Below are 18,294 nucleotides of genomic sequence, written 5' to 3' on the forward strand. Positions count from 1 at the left end.
CCCGCCGGGCGGCAGGTTCGCGAGTGCCGCGCGCTGGGCAGTGATGGGGCCGTACATCCACGGGACTGTCCGGGGGGTTCGGATGGACGGGAGAACAGGGGCGGCACGGGACACGCGCGCGCGGAGAAGGGCGCGGCGGCGCACGCGGCGCCGCGCGGGCGCGGTCGGCGCCGCACTGCTGCTGGGAGCGGGGGCGGCCACGGGCTGCGCGGTGCGCGAAGGGGCGGCCGGGCAGCACGACGAGGGCTCGCCGATACGGATCTCCCAGGCCCCCACGCCCCCCGCCGAGCGGACCCCGGACACGGCACCGTCCACCTCACCTGTGACGAAGACCACATCCGCCGCACCCCGACCGGAGCGCTCCGCTCCGGCCCGTACGACCGCGCCGGCGCGGCCCGCCGCGCACCCCGTGCTGATGCGCTCCGGCGCCCAGGGCCCCCGCGTCCGCGAACTCCAGGCCCGGCTGCGCCAGCTCAAGCTCTTCGACCTCAACCCGACGGGGTACTACGGCTCGGTCACCGCCGCCTCCGTCAGCGCCTTCCAGCGCCGGCAGGGCGTCGCGCGCACCGGCGTGGTGACGGACGCCCTGTGGTCCGCGCTCCGTGCCCGTACGCACGCGCCCCGCGCCTCCGAGCTGCGTCCGCCCACCACGCGCCCGCTCGACGACCCGGATCCGCGCTGCATGTCGGGGCGGGTGCTGTGCGTCAGCAAGAAGAGCCGGACGCTGGCGTGGATGGTGGACGGCAAGGTGCGCTCGGCGATGGACGTCCGCTTCGGGTCGGCGTACACGCCCACCCGCGAGGGCGAGTTCAAGGTCGACTTCAAGAGCCGCCGCCACCACTCGACGCTCTACGACACCCCGATGCCGTACGCGCTCTTCTTCAGCCGCGGCCAGGCGATCCACTACTCGGCGGACTTCGCGGCCCGGGGCTACGCGGGCGCCTCGCACGGCTGCGTCAACGTACGGAACAAGAAGAAGATCGCCGCCGTCTTCGACGCGGCACGCCCTGGCGACAAAGTCGTCGTCTACAAGTGATCCCCGAGGGGGCGCGGGCGGGACCGGGGACTGCGATCTCCCGGGGGGCGACCCCCGTACCCCCGGCCGTCCCGAGGGGGCGCGGGCGGGACCGGGGGAACGTGCCCCGCCCGCGCCTATCGCGCGAACCCAGAGGTACGGGGGGAACCTCGGGCTTACCGCGCCGCCGATGACCAGTCGGCTCACTCACTACTGCGCCGTACCGAGAAAAAGTGTCACACCCGCGTGTCAGCGGGACGGTGTGGCGCCCGTCACTGTCCTGCCGGGCGCTTCGGACGCGCCCGAGACCGCGGGGGAACCGGCCGAACCGCCGGTCGTGCCCGTGCCGCCGGAGGTGCCCGAGGCGTCGGAGCCGCCTGAGTCACCCTCCCCACCGGAGCCGGCGGAGGAACCGCCGTCCTCCTCACCGCCTCCCGTGGCGCCGCCGGACGAGCCGGGCCTGCCGGGGCCGCCGCCCGACCCGCCGGAGCCGCCGCCCGAGTCGTGGTTGCCGCCCGAGCCGCCGTTGCCGCCGACCGCGCCTCCGGGGCCGCCCGAGACGGGGCCGCCGCCCGGGGAGTCGTACTTCGCGCAGAACTTCTGGACCACGGCCCTGCCGCCCGCCGCGCGCTCCAGCTTCCTGCGGTCGCCCGCGCTGAGCTTGCCGTCCTCGTACGCCTTGCACAGCGCGCTCGCGACGGCCTGCTTGTCGGGGGAGCCGGCGGAGCCGTGGCCCTCGCCCCGGTCGCCCTCGTCGTCGCGGTCGTCGTGTTCGCCGCCGTCGCCGGGCGCGTCGCCCTTCTCGCCGCCGTGCCCCGGGCCCCCGGAGGAGGAGCGGCGGTCGCCGGGCGTGCTGGGGCTCGCGGACTCCTTGCCGTCGGGGTCGCGGTCGGGCTTGCCGCCCGAGGTGTCGCGGGTGTCCTCGTCCTCGCTCGGGTCGGCCCCGGCCTCGCCGGAGCCGTGCGAGCGGTTCGCGTCGGGGCTGGCGACGGGCGAGACGCTCACGGCGGGGGTGCCCTTCCCGCCGAACGGCGTGGGCAGGACGCCCGCGCCCGCGGCCACCGCGACGCCGCCGAGCGCGCAGCCCGCGAGGGCCACGGCGAACCCGGCACGCAAGGGTCTGCCTCCGAGCACGGAGCGGGCGCGCCGCTCGCTGGGGGTGCCGCGTCTGCCGCGCGTCCGTCCGCCGCGGCCGCCGTCCGGGGCCCCGGGGGCGGAGGAGGAGGCGGAAGCGGAAGGCGAACCGGAATCGCCGCCGGGCCCGGCCATGCCCACCGAGGCGCTGTGCAGCACGCCGACGCGCGCCGCGCGGAACGCGTCGAGCGCGGCGGCCTCGCCGGGCAGCTCGACGGCGGTGGAGCCGTGCGCGGGGGTCTCGGCGTGGGTGTGCTCGGCGGCGAGGGCGTCCAGCACCGAGGCGAGCCGTTCCGCCGTGCGCCGGTCGGCCTCCTCGAACCAGGCGTCACCGGGGACGTTCAGGGCGCCCGGGCCCCTGCGGTCCTTCCGGTTCCGCTCCCGGTGCCCCTCGCGGCGGGTCTCCTGGGCGTCGACCGGCAGACCGCGCAGCAAGCGCTCCGCGGTTTCCTCGTCCAGCCAGTTGTACCGGTCGTCCGCCATCACGTTTCCCTCAGCGTTCGTGTGGCTTTATGCGTCACACCGCGCGCCAGGCCCCGTGCCCTGCCCTCGCCCCCGGCGTTGCCCTGCCTCGGGGCGCGCGCGGAACCTCCGGCGGAGCCCGGGGCCCCGCCTCCGGCGGCTCCGCCGGCCGTCCCGGAGGCGCCTCGCTCGGGGCGTCCGCCCGGGTGCTCGTCGGGGTGTTCGGGGGGCGCGTCCAGCATCTCCGCGAGCTTTCGCAGGCCCCGGTGCGCCGCGGTCCGCACCGCGCCGGACCGCTTGCCGAGCACCTGTGCGGCGCTCTTCGCGTCCAGGCCGACGACGACCCGCAGCACCACGGCCTCGGCCTGGTCGCGGGGCAGCCGCGAGATGAGCGCCATGGTCCGGCCCGTGCCCAGGGCCTCCAGCGCCTCGTCCGCCGTGTCGGCGCCGGCGGGGAGTCCCGCCAGTTCGCTCTCGTCGCCGCCGACCGCCGGGCGCCGGCCCCGCATCCGCAGGTGGTCGAGCGCCCGGTTCCTGGCTATGCGCGCGGCCCAGCCGCGGAACCTGTCGGCGTCGCCCTTGAAGCGCGAGAGGTCGCGGGCTATCTGGAGCCACGCCTCGGAGGTGACGTCCTCCGCGTCCGCGTCGGCGACCAGGGTCCGCACGTATCCGAGCAGACGCGGGTGCACGGTGCGGTAGACGGTGCGGAAGGCGGCCTCGTCCCCCTCCTGCGCCGCGCGTACCGCAGCGGTCAGCTCCGCGTCGTCCCCCTGCACGCTTGTGTCTCGCCCCACTCTCGGCGCACCGAACGGTCTTCCGCGCACCGACCGGCGTCGATGCGCGGAAGCACGCTAAGGCCAAGTGTGCTCGCTCGTCCATGCCGGACCGGCGAGTAGGGCCACTCGGTACCCGGTGCGTGAGGGTGTGGTCGCCGGGTGTCAGGGTCACCCGGCCACGCGCGCGCGAAACATGGCGTACGCCCCCCGTAACAGATTGCGGGCCCCCGGCGCTGAGGTGAGTACGGGCAAGCCGCTGGCGTAGTGCGCCCGTGCCCGACGGCGGCCGGGGTCTCTCCTGTGGGGGGTGGCGACCCCGGTCGTCTTCGTTTTTCCGGCGCTTTTCCGCCCGTTCCCGCTACTCGACCTTGTCGGCGAGGGCGGTGAATTCCGGCCAGGACAGCTTCGGCTTCGACGGGTTCCAGATCTTCTGCGCGGTCGCCTTGAGCGGCATCCGGATGCCCTTCGCGACCTGTTCGGTGGTCTGGGCGTGCGCGAGGTCGCCCCAGACCGCGAAACGCGCCCCCGGGATCCGGTCGCTCCCCGCCCACTTCGACGGCACCGGCTTCGTGCCGCGCAGCACGGCGGGCGTCCACTGCTCGTAGATCCGCTCGCCGGTGGGGTACGTGAAGTCGTTGGGCTGGCCGAGGACGTAGTACAGGTACTCGTCGTTGAGGTTGAGGACCTTCCAGCCCTCCTTCAGGTACTCCTCGGGCTGCCGGGCGCCGATCTCCTTGCCCGTCCAGTAGGCGACCTCGCGGCCCTTGGAGGGCTTCACGGTGCCGTCGCGGTGCATGCCGTCGTTCCAGACCTGCGGGACCTTGCCGTGCTTGCGGACGGTCTCCGCGCGGTCGTTGAGCCAGGCCGTCGCGAGGTCCTGGATGTCCGCGGCGCCGCCGTGCGCGGAGCGGGCCTTCGCGGCGAGCCCGGGGTACGAGCGGGAGGGGTTCTCCGTCATCAGCGCCTGGTACTCGTCGCCGCCGAGGTGCCAGTAGCGGCCGGGGAAGAGGTCCGCGTACTCGCCCAGCAGATCGTCGACGATCTTCGCGGCCTTCGGCTTCGAGATGTCGATGGCGCCGCGCGCCACGTTCCCCGAGGCGCTGCGGAGCTGGAGGTCCGGGTGGGCCTTGAGGACGGCGCCGAGGTGGCCGGGCGAGTCGATCTCGGGGATCACGGCGATGTGCCGGGAGGCGGCGAGCTTCACGATCCGCCGGATCTGGTCCTTGGTCAGGTGCTGGTCCGAGACGACCTCGGGGTGGGTGTCGCTCTCGATCCGGAAGGCCTGGTCGTCGGAGAGGTGGAGCTGGAGCTGGTTGAGCTTGAGGTCGCCCATCTCGCGGATGCGGTCCTCGATCCAGTCGGCGCTGAAGTGCTTGCGCGCGATATCGAGCGAGAAGCCGCGCTGCGGCCGGTCGGGGGCGTCCTCGACGGTGCCGTCGGCGAACCGGCCCTGGGCGCGGTAGGTCTGGATCAGCGTGCGGGTGCCGTAGAACACACCGGTGTCGGAGGCGCCGCTGACGGTGATCCGCCCCTTGCCGCTCTTGAGCGTGTACGCCTCGCGCCCGCCCTTGCCCGCCTCACCGGACGTCTTCAGCTCGACGTCGCCGGTACGGGCCGGGCCCTTGGAGACGGGCACCTTCAGCTCGCCGGCGAGCAGCTTCGCCTCGTCGGCGAGGGAGGCGCGGGCGGCGACCACGCGGGTCCACTTCGTCGGCTTCCAGCCGGGGCCGCGCACGGGCTGCCAGTCCCGCACGGAGGGGATCGCGGAGGGCGCGGGCCCGAGCCGGGCGGGGCCCGTGGGCGGCGGGGGGCCGGGCGTACGGGACGCACCGGCGCGGTCGTCCGTGCCGTGCCCGCCGTGCCCGCCGTCCTCGCCGTCCTGACCATCGCCGGTCAGGCCGTTCAGCGTGAGCGCGGCCACGGCTCCGGCGGCGAGAACCCCACCGGAAACAGCAAGCGTCTTTGGCCAGTTACGTCCCATAGGAATACGGTATTGCCCCTTTCAGCCCACTCTTGTCAGCTATGCATCACAGACTGTTCCCGTCCGGGTGAAAAGATGGGGTTCGGTCGGACGAGTCCCTGCCCACGCGGCTACGGTGACGAGACTCCTACACCACTTCTGTATCCGAAGTCACATCCGAATGGAGCCCATGCGTCTGTCCACCGCCACCGTCCTGGAGCGGTTCAACGCCTCGCGGCCGGACGAGGTGGAGGCGCTCCTCCTCGGCTGCTGCGCGAGCGCCCGCTGGGCGCGCCGGCTGGCGGCGCACCGCCCCTACCCGGATGTGGACGCGCTGCTCGCGGCGGCCGACGAGGCGAGTTACGACCTGACGGCCGAGGACCTGTCCGAGGCGCTCGCCGGGGAGACGGCCCCGCACCCGCACCCGCACACGGAACCCCAGCCCGGCACCCTCGCCGCGCACACCGCGCTGCGCGCCGCACAGGCGGCGTACGAGAGCCGGTTCGGGCACGCGTTCGTGATCTGCCTCGACGACTGGGCGCCCGCCGAGCGGCTCGACCAGACCCTCGCGGGCCTGCGCGTACGGCTGGGGAACGAGCCGGAGGAGGAGCGCGCGGTGGCCGCCGACGAGCTGCGTCGGGTGGCGCGCGGCCGGCTGGCCCGCCTCGCCGCGGGCTGAGCCCCGCACTTTCCCGGCACTCCCCCGGCACTTCTCCGGCGCTCCGCCCGCGCCCTCCCGGCCTCGCGCTGGGCCAACCGGTGGCTGATTGATCACACCTGCACACCCGGCACCGGTGTGCCGACAGCGCGTCGCTACGATGACGGATGGCCGGTGGACCGTACCCGGCCGGGCCTGAACCGACATCGAAGCCGGCTGGCCCCGATATCCGCTCCCGGAGGGTTTTTCCGTGCCGGCTGGAACGCTGTACCGCGGCCGGGAAGGAATGTGGTCATGGGTGGCTCACCGAGTCACCGGCGTCCTCATCTTCTTCTTCCTGTTCGTGCACGTCCTCGACACCGCGCTCGTCCGCGTCTCCCCCGAGGCGTACGACGACACTGTCGCGATCTACAAGACACCGCTCGTCAACCTGATGGAGTACGGCCTCGTCGCCGCCATCCTGTTCCACGCGCTGAACGGCCTGCGGGTCATCGCCGTGGACTTCTGGTCGAAGGGCGCCAGGTACCAGAAGCAGATGCTGTGGACCGTGATGGGCATCTGGGTCGTTCTCATGGCCGGTGCCTTCTACCCGGTGCTGAGCCACACGCTGCGCGAGCTGTTCGGGAGCTGATGCGTGATGTCGACTGAGACGACCAAGACCGAAGAGGTCCAGGACGCGGTGCCCGCCACGGCGGACGTGAGCCTGTACGACGTGGACCACCCGGCCCCCGTGATCGAGCCCCCGCGCGCGCGTACCGCCAAGACCCCGAAGGCGTCGCGCACCAACTTCGAGATGTACGGCTGGCTGTTCATGCGGCTGTCCGGCATCGTGCTCGTGGTGCTGGTCCTGGGCCACCTGCTGATCCAGCTCGTGCTGGACGGCGGTGTCAGCAAGATCGGCTTCGCCTTCGTGGCGGGCCGCTGGGCCTCGCCGTTCTGGCAGGTCTGGGACCTGCTCATGCTGTGGCTGGCGATGCTGCACGGCGCGAACGGCCTGCGCACGGTCATCAACGACTACGCCGAGCGGGACAACACCCGCTTCTGGCTGAAGATGCTGCTCTACACGGCCACCGTCTTCACCGTCCTGCTGGGCACGCTGGTGATCTTCACCTTCGACCCGAACATCCGCTGAAGCTCGAACGGGACGAAGCTGAGGTAATCCCCATGCAGATCCACAAGTACGACACCGTCATCGTCGGCGCCGGCGGCGCGGGCATGCGCGCGGCCATCGAGTCCACCAAGCGCAGCCGCACGGCCGTCCTGACGAAGCTCTACCCCACCCGCTCCCACACCGGCGCGGCGCAGGGCGGCATGGCCGCCGCCCTCGCCAACGTCGAGGAGGACAACTGGGAGTGGCACACCTTCGACACGATCAAGGGCGGCGACTACCTGGTCGACCAGGACGCCGCCGAGATCCTGGCGAAGGAGGCCATCGACTCGGTCCTCGACCTGGAGAAGATGGGCCTGCCCTTCAACCGCACCCCGCAGGGCCGCATCGACCAGCGGCGCTTCGGCGGGCACTCCCGCAACCACGGCGAGGCCCCGGTGCGCCGGTCCTGCTACGCCGCGGACCGCACGGGCCACATGATCCTCCAGACGCTGTACCAGAACTGCGTCAAGGAGGGCGTGGAGTTCTTCAACGAGTTCTACGTCCTGGACCTGCTGCTCAACGAGGTCGACGGGGTCAAGAAGACCGCGGGCGTCGTCGCGTACGAGCTGGCGACCGGCGAGATCCACGTCTTCCAGGCCAAGGCCGTCGTCTTCGCCTCGGGCGGCAACGGCAAGTTCTTCAAGGTCACCTCGAACGCGCACACGCTGACCGGCGACGGCCAGGCCGCGGCGTTCCGGCGCGGGCTGCCGCTGGAGGACATGGAGTTCTTCCAGTTCCACCCGACCGGCATCTGGAAGATGGGCATCCTGCTGACGGAGGGCGCCCGCGGTGAGGGCGGCATCCTCCGCAACAAGGACGGCGAGCGCTTCATGGAGAAGTACGCGCCCGTCATGAAGGACCTCGCCTCGCGTGACGTCGTCTCCCGCGCGATCTACACCGAGATCCGCGAGGGCCGCGGCTGCGGCGCCGACAAGGACCACGTCTACCTGGACCTCACCCACCTGCCGCCGGAGCAGCTCGACGCGAAGCTGCCGGACATCACCGAGTTCGCCCGTACGTACCTCGGCATCGAGCCGTACACCGACCCGGTGCCGATCCAGCCGACCGCGCACTACGCGATGGGCGGCATCCCGACGAACGTCGAGGGCGAGGTCCTCTCCGACAACACCACACCGGTCCCCGGCCTGTACGCGGCGGGCGAGGTCGCCTGCGTCTCCGTGCACGGCGCCAACCGGCTGGGCACCAACTCGCTGCTGGACATCAACGTCTTCGGGCGGCGGGCCGGCATCGCCGCCGCCGAGTACAGCGCGACGGCCGACTTCGTCGAGCTGCCGGAGAACCCGACGAAGTTCGTCGAGGACGAGGTCGAGAACCTGCGGGACGCCACCGGCAACGAGCGCGTGGTCGAGATCCGCAAGGCGCTCCAGGAGACCATGGACAAGAACGTCATGGTCTTCCGCACGGAGCAGACGCTGAAGGAGGCCGTCGAGGAGATCGGGCAGCTCCGCAAGCGGTTCCGGAACATCAGCGTCCAGGACAAGGGCAAGCGCTTCAACACCGACCTGCTGGAGGCCCTGGAGCTGGGCAACCTGCTGGACCTCGCCGAGGTCACGGCGGTCTCGGCGCTGGCCCGCAAGGAGTCGCGCGGCGGCCACTACCGCGAGGACTTCCCGAACCGCGACGACGTCAACTTCATGCGGCACACCATGGCGTACCGCGAGGTGGGCGACGACGGCACCGAGTCGATCCGGCTGGACTACAAGCCGGTCGTCCAGACCCGCTACCAGCCGATGGAGCGTAAGTACTGATGGGCACAGCGACACTTGAGAAGAACGACTCCGCCGGTCCTGTCGACTCGGCGGAGAACAGCGCCTCGCACCTGATCACGGTCACGCTGCGGATCCGCCGGTTCAACCCGGAGGTCGCGGAGGAGTCGAACTGGCAGGACTTCACCCTGCAGATCGACCCGAAGGAGCGTGTGCTCGACGCGCTGCACCAGATCAAGTGGGAGATGGACGGGACGCTCACGTTCCGCCGCTCCTGCGCGCACGGCATCTGCGGCTCGGACGCCATGCGGATCAACGGCCGCAACCGGCTGGCGTGCAAGACGCTGATCAAGGACATCGGCCCCGACAAGCCGATCACCGTCGAGCCCATCAAGGGCCTCACGGTCCTCAAGGACCTGGTGGTCGACATGGAGCCGTTCTTCCAGGCGTACCGGGACGTCATGCCGTTCCTGGTGACGAACGGGAACGAGCCGACGCGCGAGCGTCTGCAGTCCGCCGAGGACCGCGAGCGGTTCGACGACACGACCAAGTGCATCCTGTGCGCGGCGTGCACCTCGTCGTGCCCGGTGTTCTGGAACGACGGCCAGTACTTCGGCCCGGCCGCGATCGTCAACGCGCACCGCTTCATCTTCGACTCGCGCGACGAGGCGGGCGAGCAGCGCCTGGAGATCCTCAACGACCGGGACGGCGTGTGGCGTTGCCGTACGACCTTCAACTGCACGGACGCCTGCCCGCGCGGCATCGAGGTCACCAAGGCCATCCAGGAGGTCAAGCGCGCGCTGATCACGCGTCGCTTCTGACCTCACCGGTCTGCTGACGCCGACGGAACGGCGGTGCCCTACGGGGTGCCGCCGTTCCGCTGTTCCGCCGTGTCAGCGGGTGAGCCACTCCGGGGTGAAGCGGGCGAAATAGATTCCGCCGGTGTCCCCGACCTCGTAGAGGCAGCCCACCGAGCCGTCGCGCAGCACCGCCATCGCCGAGTACCCGGCGCGCCCCGGCTTCAGCACGGCGCGGTACGGCCAGTGCGCGCCGTCGTCGCGGCTGAGGCGGACGGTGAGCTCGTGGCGGCGCGTGGCCGAGGCGGTGTTGCTGAACAGCACCGTGCGGGTCAGTCCCGGCCGCCCGGGGACGGGGCGGAGGTAGGAGATCTCGTCGGCGTTGTTGGCGGGGTCGGGCAGCGCGTCCGCGCGGCGCATCGGGCCGAAGGGGCGGGTGCCGTCGGGCGAGACCGCGTAGTAGCGGGCGCCCTTCCCGTTGTGCCGCATGTTCTGGGCGAGGACGCCGGTGGAGCGCTGGACGGGCTTGGACTCGTTGACCGCGCTCCCCGCGAGCGCGCCGGTGCGCCAGGTCCTGCCGTGGTCGTCGCTGACGATGTTCTCCGCGTACGTGCCGCGCGCGTCCCGGTGGACGAGGGGCTGGACGAGGCGCCCGCTCCGGAGCTGGATCCCGTGCCCGGAGGAGGCGAACAGCTTGGTCCAGCCCGGCTTCTTCACGCGCGGGGTCAGATCGACGGGACGGCTCCAGGTGCGGCCGTCGTCGTCGCTGGTCACGTACATGACGCGCATGCTCTTCGCGTTGCGCTCGAAGAAGCCGGTGCCGGGGCGGGCGTAGTTGTAGAAGAGGAAGACGCGGCCGGTGACGCGGTCGACGAGCAGGCTGCTGTCGCCCGTGCCGTGCCGGGTGCTCGCCGCGTGCACGGCGATACGGGGCGCGCTCCAGGTCGCGCCGTCGTCGGTGCTGCGGCGCAGGCCGAGCTGGATGTCGGCCGGCAGGTCCGGCGGCCCGTCCACGCGCGCGTCGGTGACGGCCAGGAGCGTGCCGGAGTTCGTGACGGCCAGAGCGGGGATGCGCACGGAGCGGGCGGTGCCGGGGCGTTCGCGGCCGTCGTCGTGGAGCATCTCCTGGAAGGGGGCGTCGGTGGAGAAGAGCCGCGTGGTGTTCATCCCCGGCGTCCCTGGCCGCAGCCCGCAGGAGGCCCGGCCCGCGTCGTCCGTACGGAAGCCGCCCGGCGCGGTGACGCGCAGCGTGTAGCGGGCGCCGTCGGGGAGGGCCCAGCGCACGGCGGTGCTGCCGCCCGGGGCGACCTCGCGGGTGGACCGCGTGCCCGTGCGGGGCCCGGTCACGGTGAAGGTCCGCGCCTTCCCCGTCCGGTTCTCCAGGGTGAGCCGCAGTTCGTCGCGGTCGCAGTCCACGCTCGTACGGGCGGCGAGCGGCGAGCCCTCGTCGGCTGCCGCCGCCGGAACGACCGCTCCGACCGTCGCCGCGACGGCGACGCATCCCATGAACCCCACGCGGCGCATCCATGCTCTCCTCTCGCTGGGGTCTCCGGATTTACCGGATCGCGCGCCCGAATCCGGCACGACGCGCGGCGACGCGTCCCCGGACACCCCGGACTGGCTCCCTCCCGCTGCGCTGGGGAGGCCTGCGCCCGCCTGAAAGAGCAGGCCTCTTCCATTCCCCTGCGCTTGGGAGGTCTGCCACTGGGGGTGCCCCCTGCTCGAAGAGCTTGGGGAGCAGGGCTGGCAAGCGCAGCCCTCTTCGCCGGGTGCGCGGTCCTCTGGGCTGGGTAGGGGCTGCCCCGTACCGTGCATTGCAGGCTGCGGCTGCGCCGTGGCTGGGCGCGCAGTTCCCCGCGCCCCTGAGGGGGCAAGCCCTGGAGTTCTGGGGAGGTCTACTTCGCGGTGCGGGCTCTGTGGGCGCGGACGCGCCCTCGGCTGGCGCACGCAGGCGACGGACACCACCGCCGCCTCCCCGACGCATCCGTGAAGACCCCCCGGCAGTCGTCCTCCGGGCACACCTTCAGCGCGTGCCGCTCCGCCCCCGTGAGGTGTTCGGCCGCCTGCCGGGCCACCCGCCCGAGCGCCGCCGCCGCGGTCGGCGGCGCCGCACGCCACAGCCGCTCGCCCCCCATCAGCCGCACGGGATCCTCGTACTCGGCGAGGAACGCCGTCAGGCCGGCCACCGCCTCCCCCGGCGGCGGCTCCCCGTCGACCGTGGCGAGCGCGAGCGCCCGCAGCGTCTCGCGCAGCCGGTGCGCGAGGGCCAGCGCGTCCTCGTCCACCACGCCCTCGCCCGGCGACAGCTCGCAGCGGTCGAGCCATTCGGCCAGCCGTTCGGGGGTCGCCAGGCGTTCGACGGGCCGCGCGCTGTACGTGCGGCCCTTCGTCGCCAGCAGGTTCAGCCACGTCGCCCCGCAGTCGAAGCGGAACGCGAGCTTCTCGTCCTCGGTCACCCGACGATCGTAACGTGTCACCCGTTACGCGTGCTACGGTGCTCCGCGAGCAGAGCCGTAACGCCTGAGGCGTTACGAAAGGATGGACGAGAGGACGACGACGCATGACATCCCTGCGGCTGACCCCCGCCCGCTTCGACCGCGAGGCGGGCCACCGCCTCCTCGACGTGCTTCAGGACGAGGAGACCCAACAGGCCGCGTTCCCCGGCCTGGAGAAGACCGCGCCCGGGTTCGCCGACTGGGTCGTGACCGCCCTCTTCGGCGGGACCTACCAGCGCGAGGGCCTCTCCCTCCGCGACCGGCAGATCGCCAACCTGGCCGCGCTCACCGCCCTCGGCGGCGTCGAACCGCAGCTCGCCGGGCACGTCAGGACCTCGCTGCGTACGGGCATCACGCGCGAGGAGATCGTCGAGGTCTTCGTGCACGTCGCGCCGTACGTCGGCGTGCCCCGGGCACTGGCCGGGCTGCGGGTCGCGGCGGAGGCGCTCGGCGAGGACGAGGAGGAGCGGTGACCGGCGCGGTGAGCGGCACGGTGACCGGCGCCGCCGTTCGTACGGTGCTCGGTGACGTTCCGCCCGGCGAACTCGGCGTCTGCGACGCGCACGACCACCTCTTCCTGCGTACGCCGAGCCTCCCCGGCCAGGAACTCGACGATCCCGGCGCGGCGCTCGACGAACTGCGCGGCTTCGCCGCGTCGGGCGGACAGGCCGTCGCGCAGTGGACACCGTGGGGGCTCGGACGGCGCCGCGAGGAACTGCCCGCGCTCTCGCGCGCGAGCGGCGTCCACGTCGTCGCCGCCACGGGCGTGCACCGGTGGGCGCACTACGACCAGGACGCGCGCGACCGTATGCCCGAGGACGCCGACGGGCTCGCCGCGCTCTTCGTGACGGAGCTGACGCGGGGGCCCGTACGCGCCGGGATGATCAAGGTGGCGGGCGGCTTCCACGGCCTGGACGACCACGCCCGCCGCTCGCTGCGCGCGGCGGCCCTCGCGCACCACGCGACGGGCGCGCCCGTCGGCGTCCATCTGGAGGGCGGCACCGCCGCGCTCGACGTGCTCGATGTGCTGTGCGGGGAGCACGGGGTCCCCGCGCGGCGGGTGCTCCTCGGACACCTCGGGCGTTCGCCGGACGCCGGGATCCACCGGCGGGTGGCGGAAGCGGGCGCGTACCTCGTCTTCGACGGGCCCTCGCGGGCGCATCACGCCACGGACTGGCGGCTGTTCGACTGCCTCGCGGCGCTTGTCGAGGCGGGGTACGCGGACCGGGTGCTGCTCGGTGGCGACACGACGACCGCCTCGGCGCGGGCGTCCGGCGACGGGCCCGGCATGCGGTTCCTTCTCGACGGGCTGCGGCCGAGGCTCATACGGGTGTTCGGCGACGCTCCCACGGACCAGGTCCTCCGCCTCAACCCCGCCCAAGCCCTGGCCACCCCCTGGCCCACCCCGTAGCCCCCCGCTCCGTTCCCCCGCGCTCAGGCACTCCGCGCGCGCCTCAAAGGCTGGCAAGCGCAGCCCCCACGCCGGGCACCCGCACATGAGGGCTGGCACCCCTGAACGGGCAAGCCCCGCTATTCCGGCAAGCTTGGCTCGCGCCCCCAAGAGGCGAGGTCACGTATCGTGCGGGGCGTGGGACGTGTGGGGATGAACGGTGGTGTACGGGCCGTCGTCGCGGCCGGGCTCGTCGTGGCGCTCGGCGCCGGATGCGCGGGCGGCGAAGGCGGCCAGGACGGGCAGGACGGCAACGCCGGGAAGGCGGCACTCACCCTCGGCAGAGGCAACGGCACGGCACTCGCCGACCAGCCCCTGGACATCGGCGCCGAGCGGCTGCCCGCCGGGGCGGAGGTCACACTCACCGCGAGCGCGAAGGACCGCTACGGCAAGACGTGGCGGTCCAGGACCCGGGCGAGCGCCGACAAGGACGGCAGGCTCGCGCTCGGCGGGAAGACGTCCTCGGAGCTGCTGTCGGGGATGCTCCCCGACACCCACCCCAAGCTGAACTCCGGCAAGACGTTCTCGTACCACCCCGGCCCGCCCGGCGAGCAGCGCGCGTACTCGGTGCGGCTGAACCTCACCGCCGCGAAGAGCGGCAAGCGGCTGGCGAGCCGTACCCTCACCCGCGAGTGGCTGACCGGGGGCGCGACGCACCGCGAGCTGACCGCCGACGGGGACAAGCTCGCCGGGGACCTCTACAACCCCCCGAAGGGCGAGCCCCGCAAGGCCCCCGTGCTGGTGTTCGGCGGTTCGGAGGGCGGCAACGCCGGTACGTACACCGCGGCCCTGCTCGCCTCGCACGGCCACCCCGCGCTCTCCCTCTGCTACTTCCGCTGCGGCAAGGGCTCCGGGCGGCCGGACGCCATCGACATGATCGACCTCGACTACTTCACGCGCGCCGCCCGCCTCCTCGGCAAGCAGCCCTCCGCCGACCCCGGCAAGCTGACGGTGATGGGCAATTCGCGCGGCAGCGAGGCCGCCCAGCTCCTGGGCCAGCGCCGCCCCTCGGTCGTACGGAACGTCGTCGCGTACGCGCCCTCGTCCAAGGCCATCGGCCCCTACCCCAGCGGGCAGGCGGCGTGGGCCGACCACGGCAGGGCGCTGCCCACCGGGCCGCTCCCCCTCGACAGGGTGCGCGGCACGGTCCTCGCCGTCGGCGGCGGGAACGACAAGATGTGGGGGTCGGCCGCGTCCGCGCGCGACATGGCCGCGCACGGCGCGCGGAAGCTGGTCTATCCGGACGCCGGGCACCATGTGAACTGGTTCCCGTACGGGCAGCCCGGGCAGGAGGGCGGCGCGGACGGGGCCGTCGCCCGGACCTCCGCCGCGGACCAGCGCGCCCGTGCCGACTCCTGGCCCCGGATCCTCAAGCTGCTGGAGAGCTGAAGGCCGTCCGGGCCTCCCGGCAGGAAGACGGGCCGGGTCGTTGCCGGGTGCGGGCAACGACGCACGGGGGCCGTCTCCTTCACAATGGGGACATGCCGGAAGCCACGTACACCCCGCCGCGCTTCCCCTGGGTCTGGCTGGCGGCCAGCGTGTCGCTCCTCGCCGGGATGGCCGCCTGGGGCGCCGCCGCCTATCCGCACCTGCCCGACCGCATCCCCCAGCACATCGGCACCGGGGGCGTGGACGCCTGGACCGACAAGTCGGTGGGCGCCGCGTTCACCCTGGTGTTCGTCTACGCGGGCGTGACCGCGCTGCTGGCCGCCACGGCCGCGCTGCTGCTGCGCGCCACACCGGCCGCCGAACTGCCCGCAGGCGAGCCCCGGTTCGCCGTCACCTCCGCCGCCGTCGGCAAGCGGCCCGCGACGCGCGCCTCGGCCCGCCGCGGGGCCGTGTCGCTGCTCGTCCTCAACTTCGCGATCGGCCTGTCGTTCGTCGTCGGCAACATCGTCCAGTGGCGCACCAGTACGACGTCCGAGGTCCCGTGGTGGTTCTTCCTCGGGATGCTCGTGCCGATCGCTGGCGGCACGCTCCTCACCCTGGCCGTGGCCTGGCAGGACCGGGGCGAGAAGCGCAGGCTGGGCACCTCCTAGACCTCGCCGGGGAGTTCGACGCGCAGGTCCAGCTCCACGTCCGCGTCGGAGACCAGCACGCTGTGGCTGATGGCGCCGAGCGAGGGCGAGGTCGCGACCACGATGTACGCGCCGCTGCCGGGCACCGGCAAGGTGTAGCGCCCATCCTCCCCCGATGTCGTACGGGCGATCTGCGCGCCGTTCGCCGCGACGAGCGTGAGCCAGGCACCGGGCAGCCGGGCGCCGAGGGAGTCCAGGACCGCGCCCCGTACCGCGACCGCTTCCCCGGAGGCGGCGGGCCCCGCTCCCCCGCCCACCGGGGCGAGTTCACGCGCGCCGGTACGGACGTACGCGGGCGGCGCGTCCGGCACCTCCGCGTCCGCCGGATCCGGACGGCTCACCCGGTCCGCCCGGTCCGCCCGGTCCGGTGGGTCCACCGGGTCCGGCGGGTCCACCGCCAGGTGCGGGAGGCGGCGGTCCAGCCAGCCCGGCAGCCACCAGTTGGCGCGCCCGATGACGAACATCAGCGCGGGCACCAGCACCGTGCGCAGGATGAACGCGTCCAGCGCGACCGCGCCCGCCAGGCCGAGCCCGGCCATCATGCCTCCCCTGTCGCCGCTGAGGATGAACGACAGGAAGACGCAGATCATGATGAGCGCCGCGCAGTTGATGACCCGGCTGGTGTCGGCGAGCCCGGCGCGCACGGAGCGCGCGTTGTCCTTGGTGCGCGTCCACTCCTCGTGCATCCGGGAGACCAGGAAGACCTGGTAGTCCATGGAGAGGCCGAAGAGCAGCGGCAGCATGATGACGGGCAGGAAGGAGAGGATGGGCCCCTCCTTGCCGAGGCCCAGCAGTTCCGTCCCCCAGCCCCACTGGAAGACGGCGACGAGCACGCCGAACGAGGCCGCGGCCGCGATCAGGTTCATCAGCGCGGCCGTCAGCGGGACGACGACGCTGCGGAAGGCGACGAGCAGCAGCAGCGCGCCCAGGCCGACGATGAGCGCGACGAACATCGGCAGCTTCTGGCCGATCACCGTGGCGAAGTCCTTCTGGACGGCGGTGGGGCCGCCGATGTCCACGGAGAGCGTGGTGCCGCGTTCGGCCGCCGGGACCGTCCTGTCGCGCAGGGTGTCGATGAGCCGGTCGGTCCGCTCGTCCTGCGGCGAGGTCTCCGGCACGACCTGGACGACGGCCGTGTCCGAGTCCGGGGGCAGCGGCAGCGGGACGGCACGGACGACGCCGTCCATCCGGGCCGTCTCGGCCGTCAGCCGCTCGAGCGCCGCCCGGTCCTCCGCGCCGCCGCCGACGTCGGCGACCATCTGCAGCGGGCCGTTGAAACCCGGCCCGAAGCCCTCCGCGAGCAGGTCGTACGCCTGGCGGGTGGTCTGCGACGCGGGCTGGTTGCCCTGGTCGTTGGTGCCCAGCCGCAGCGACAGCGCGGGGATCGCGAGGACGGCCATCACGACGACCGCGACCAGCGCGAGGGCGCGGGGCCGCCGCTCCAGCACCCCGGCCCAGCGGGCGCCGAGCCCGCCGCCCGTCCCGTCCCGTTCGTCGGCCGCCGTCGCCGCCGGCCGCCGCCGCTCGCGCCTGCTGAGCGCCCTCGTGCCGAGGAAGCCGAGCATGGCGGGGAGCAGCGTCGAGGCCGCGAGGACGCTCAGCAGCGTGGTGAGCGTGGTGGCGAGCGCGACGCCGTTCAGGAAGTCGAGGTCGAGCGTGAACATCGCCAGCAGCGCGACGCAGACCGTGCCGCCCGCGAAGAGCACCGCGCGCCCCGAGGTGTCCATGGCGCGTACGGCCGCGGTGTCCGGGTCGAGACCGGTCTTCAGGCCCTTGCGGTGCCGGGTGACGATGAAGAGCGCGTAGTCGATGCCGACGCCGAGCCCGATCAGCGAGCCCAGCAGCGGCGCCACGTCCGGCAGGTCGACGACGTGGCTGAGGACGACGAGCCCGGCCAGGCCGGTGCCGACCGCGAAGACCGCGTTCAGCAGCGGCAGCATCGCGAAGAACGAGCCGAACGCGAGCAGCAGCACGACCGCGGCGGCCGCGAGGCCGACGCCCTCGGCGAGCCCGGCGGGCGGCTCCTGCGTCTGCTCGACGGCCTGGCCGCCCAGTTCGACCCGGAGCCCGTCCGTACGGGCCTCCTCGGCGCGCGCGATGACCCGCTCGGTGTGGGCCTTCTCGATCTCGAAGACCTGCTCGGTGAAGGTCACCTCGGCGTAGGCGATGGTGCCGTCCTCGCTGATCCGCGCGGCGCCGCCCTTCTCGTACGGGCCCTGGACGGTGCCGACCTGCGGGACCTTCGCGATGTCGCCGAGCGCGGCCGTCATGCGCTGCCGCACCTCCGGGTCGCGCACCGTGCCGCGCTCGACGCTCCACACGACCGTGTCCGTGTCGCCGGACCGCTCGGGGAAGGCGGCACGCATCGAGTCGTAGGCCCGGGAGGACTCGGTGCCGGGGAAGCTGAAGTCGTTGGAGTAGGCGCTGCCGAGGGCGCCGCTCGCCGCTCCCGTGCCGAAGAGGGCCGCCGTCCACAGGAGGAGCACCGTCCACCGGTGCCGGAGGCACCACCGCGCCAGAGCAGCCATGACGATTCCCTTCGTGGGCTGCCGGAAGGGGAGGTGGCCCCGGGAAGGTGCTGTCATCGATCCC

The 18,294-nt window shown here is 73.1% G+C and carries 16 protein-coding genes; 10 read left to right on the top strand and 6 right to left on the bottom strand.

Translation table 11 applies throughout. The features are described 5' to 3' along the window. The first annotated feature begins 82 nt into the window (after window positions 1–82). On the top strand, window positions 83–1,036 hold the full coding sequence (locus ABD343_RS14315) for a L,D-transpeptidase family protein (RefSeq protein WP_344527834.1): 954 nt from the start codon (window positions 83–85) through the stop codon (window positions 1,034–1,036). A 228-nt stretch (window positions 1,037–1,264) separates the two neighbouring features. Here ABD343_RS14315 and ABD343_RS14320 read toward each other — a convergent pair whose 3' ends face one another. The 3 genes from ABD343_RS14320 to ABD343_RS14330 form a co-directional block, all read right to left on the bottom strand. Further along, window positions 1,265–2,632 carry a hypothetical protein gene (locus ABD343_RS14320; RefSeq protein WP_344527836.1) on the bottom strand — a complete coding sequence of 456 codons (1,368 nt, stop codon included), beginning with the start codon at window positions 2,630–2,632 and terminating at the stop codon, window positions 1,265–1,267. Next, complete coding sequence (locus ABD343_RS14325) at window positions 2,632–3,387, bottom strand: RNA polymerase sigma factor (protein ID WP_344527838.1); 756 nt, start codon at window positions 3,385–3,387, stop codon at window positions 2,632–2,634. The genes ABD343_RS14320 and ABD343_RS14325 overlap by 1 nt, the downstream gene beginning before the upstream one ends. A 358-nt stretch (window positions 3,388–3,745) precedes the next feature. After that, the gene (locus ABD343_RS14330) at window positions 3,746–5,368 is read right to left on the bottom strand and encodes a beta-N-acetylhexosaminidase (RefSeq protein WP_344527840.1); all 1,623 of its coding nucleotides are present in this window, start codon (window positions 5,366–5,368) and stop codon (window positions 3,746–3,748) included. A 169-nt stretch (window positions 5,369–5,537) separates the two neighbouring features. On the opposite strand from ABD343_RS14330, the gene ABD343_RS14335 reads away from it, so the two are divergent. The 5 genes from ABD343_RS14335 to ABD343_RS14355 all read left to right on the top strand — a co-directional run bounded on the left by ABD343_RS14335 (window position 5,538) and on the right by ABD343_RS14355 (window position 9,703). Next, complete coding sequence (locus ABD343_RS14335) at window positions 5,538–6,026, top strand: 2-oxo-4-hydroxy-4-carboxy-5-ureidoimidazoline decarboxylase (RefSeq protein ID WP_344527842.1); 489 nt, start codon at window positions 5,538–5,540, stop codon at window positions 6,024–6,026. A gap of 229 nt (window positions 6,027–6,255) precedes the next feature. Next, a complete protein-coding gene (gene sdhC / locus ABD343_RS14340) occupies window positions 6,256–6,636 on the top strand; it encodes a succinate dehydrogenase, cytochrome b556 subunit (protein WP_344527844.1) in 381 nt (126 codons plus the stop codon). Window positions 6,637–6,642: 6 nt separating this feature from the next. Further along, window positions 6,643–7,137: a succinate dehydrogenase hydrophobic membrane anchor subunit gene (locus ABD343_RS14345; protein ID WP_344527846.1), complete on the top strand. Its 495-nt coding sequence runs from the start codon at window positions 6,643–6,645 to the stop codon at window positions 7,135–7,137. A 32-nt stretch (window positions 7,138–7,169) separates the two neighbouring features. After that, entirely contained in the window at window positions 7,170–8,924 is a 1,755-nt protein-coding gene (gene sdhA, locus ABD343_RS14350; protein WP_344527847.1) for a succinate dehydrogenase flavoprotein subunit, read from the top strand. Beyond that, window positions 8,924–9,703, top strand: coding sequence for a succinate dehydrogenase iron-sulfur subunit (locus tag ABD343_RS14355; RefSeq protein WP_344527849.1), 780 nt, complete (start codon window positions 8,924–8,926; stop codon window positions 9,701–9,703). Before sdhA ends, ABD343_RS14355 begins: the two co-directional genes overlap by 1 nt. Before the next feature lie 72 nt (window positions 9,704–9,775). Here the strand turns inward: ABD343_RS14355 and ABD343_RS14360 are convergent, their stop codons facing one another. Beyond that, window positions 9,776–11,203 carry an exo-alpha-sialidase gene (locus tag ABD343_RS14360; protein WP_344527851.1) on the bottom strand — a complete coding sequence of 476 codons (1,428 nt, stop codon included), beginning with the start codon at window positions 11,201–11,203 and terminating at the stop codon, window positions 9,776–9,778. A gap of 371 nt (window positions 11,204–11,574) precedes the next feature. Continuing rightward, the gene (locus ABD343_RS14365; protein WP_344527853.1) at window positions 11,575–12,135 is read right to left on the bottom strand and encodes a CGNR zinc finger domain-containing protein; all 561 of its coding nucleotides are present in this window, start codon (window positions 12,133–12,135) and stop codon (window positions 11,575–11,577) included. 104 nt (window positions 12,136–12,239) lie between these two features. On the opposite strand from ABD343_RS14365, the gene ABD343_RS14370 reads away from it, so the two are divergent. The 4 genes from ABD343_RS14370 to ABD343_RS14385 all read left to right on the top strand — a co-directional run bounded on the left by ABD343_RS14370 (window position 12,240) and on the right by ABD343_RS14385 (window position 15,663). Continuing rightward, window positions 12,240–12,647, top strand: coding sequence for a carboxymuconolactone decarboxylase family protein (locus tag ABD343_RS14370; RefSeq protein WP_344527855.1), 408 nt, complete (start codon window positions 12,240–12,242; stop codon window positions 12,645–12,647). Beyond that, window positions 12,644–13,585 (top strand): phosphotriesterase family protein, encoded by a 942-nt coding sequence (locus ABD343_RS14375; RefSeq protein ID WP_344527857.1) that lies wholly within the window; start codon window positions 12,644–12,646, stop codon window positions 13,583–13,585. Before ABD343_RS14370 ends, ABD343_RS14375 begins: the two co-directional genes overlap by 4 nt. Window positions 13,586–13,762: 177 nt before the next feature. Beyond that, window positions 13,763–15,013 carry an acyl-CoA thioesterase/bile acid-CoA:amino acid N-acyltransferase family protein gene (locus ABD343_RS14380; RefSeq protein ID WP_344527859.1) on the top strand — a complete coding sequence of 417 codons (1,251 nt, stop codon included), beginning with the start codon at window positions 13,763–13,765 and terminating at the stop codon, window positions 15,011–15,013. A gap of 92 nt (window positions 15,014–15,105) precedes the next feature. Continuing rightward, window positions 15,106–15,663, top strand: coding sequence for a DUF1648 domain-containing protein (locus tag ABD343_RS14385; RefSeq protein ID WP_344527861.1), 558 nt, complete (start codon window positions 15,106–15,108; stop codon window positions 15,661–15,663). Here ABD343_RS14385 and ABD343_RS14390 read toward each other — a convergent pair. Further along, complete coding sequence (locus ABD343_RS14390; protein WP_344527863.1) at window positions 15,660–18,230, bottom strand: MMPL family transporter; 2,571 nt, start codon at window positions 18,228–18,230, stop codon at window positions 15,660–15,662. The genes ABD343_RS14385 and ABD343_RS14390 overlap by 4 nt on opposite strands. Window positions 18,231–18,294 lie beyond the last annotated feature (64 nt).

Source organism: Streptomyces albiaxialis, assembly GCF_039530985.1.
GTDB classification, from domain to species: Bacteria; Actinomycetota; Actinomycetes; order Streptomycetales; family Streptomycetaceae; genus Streptomyces; species Streptomyces albiaxialis.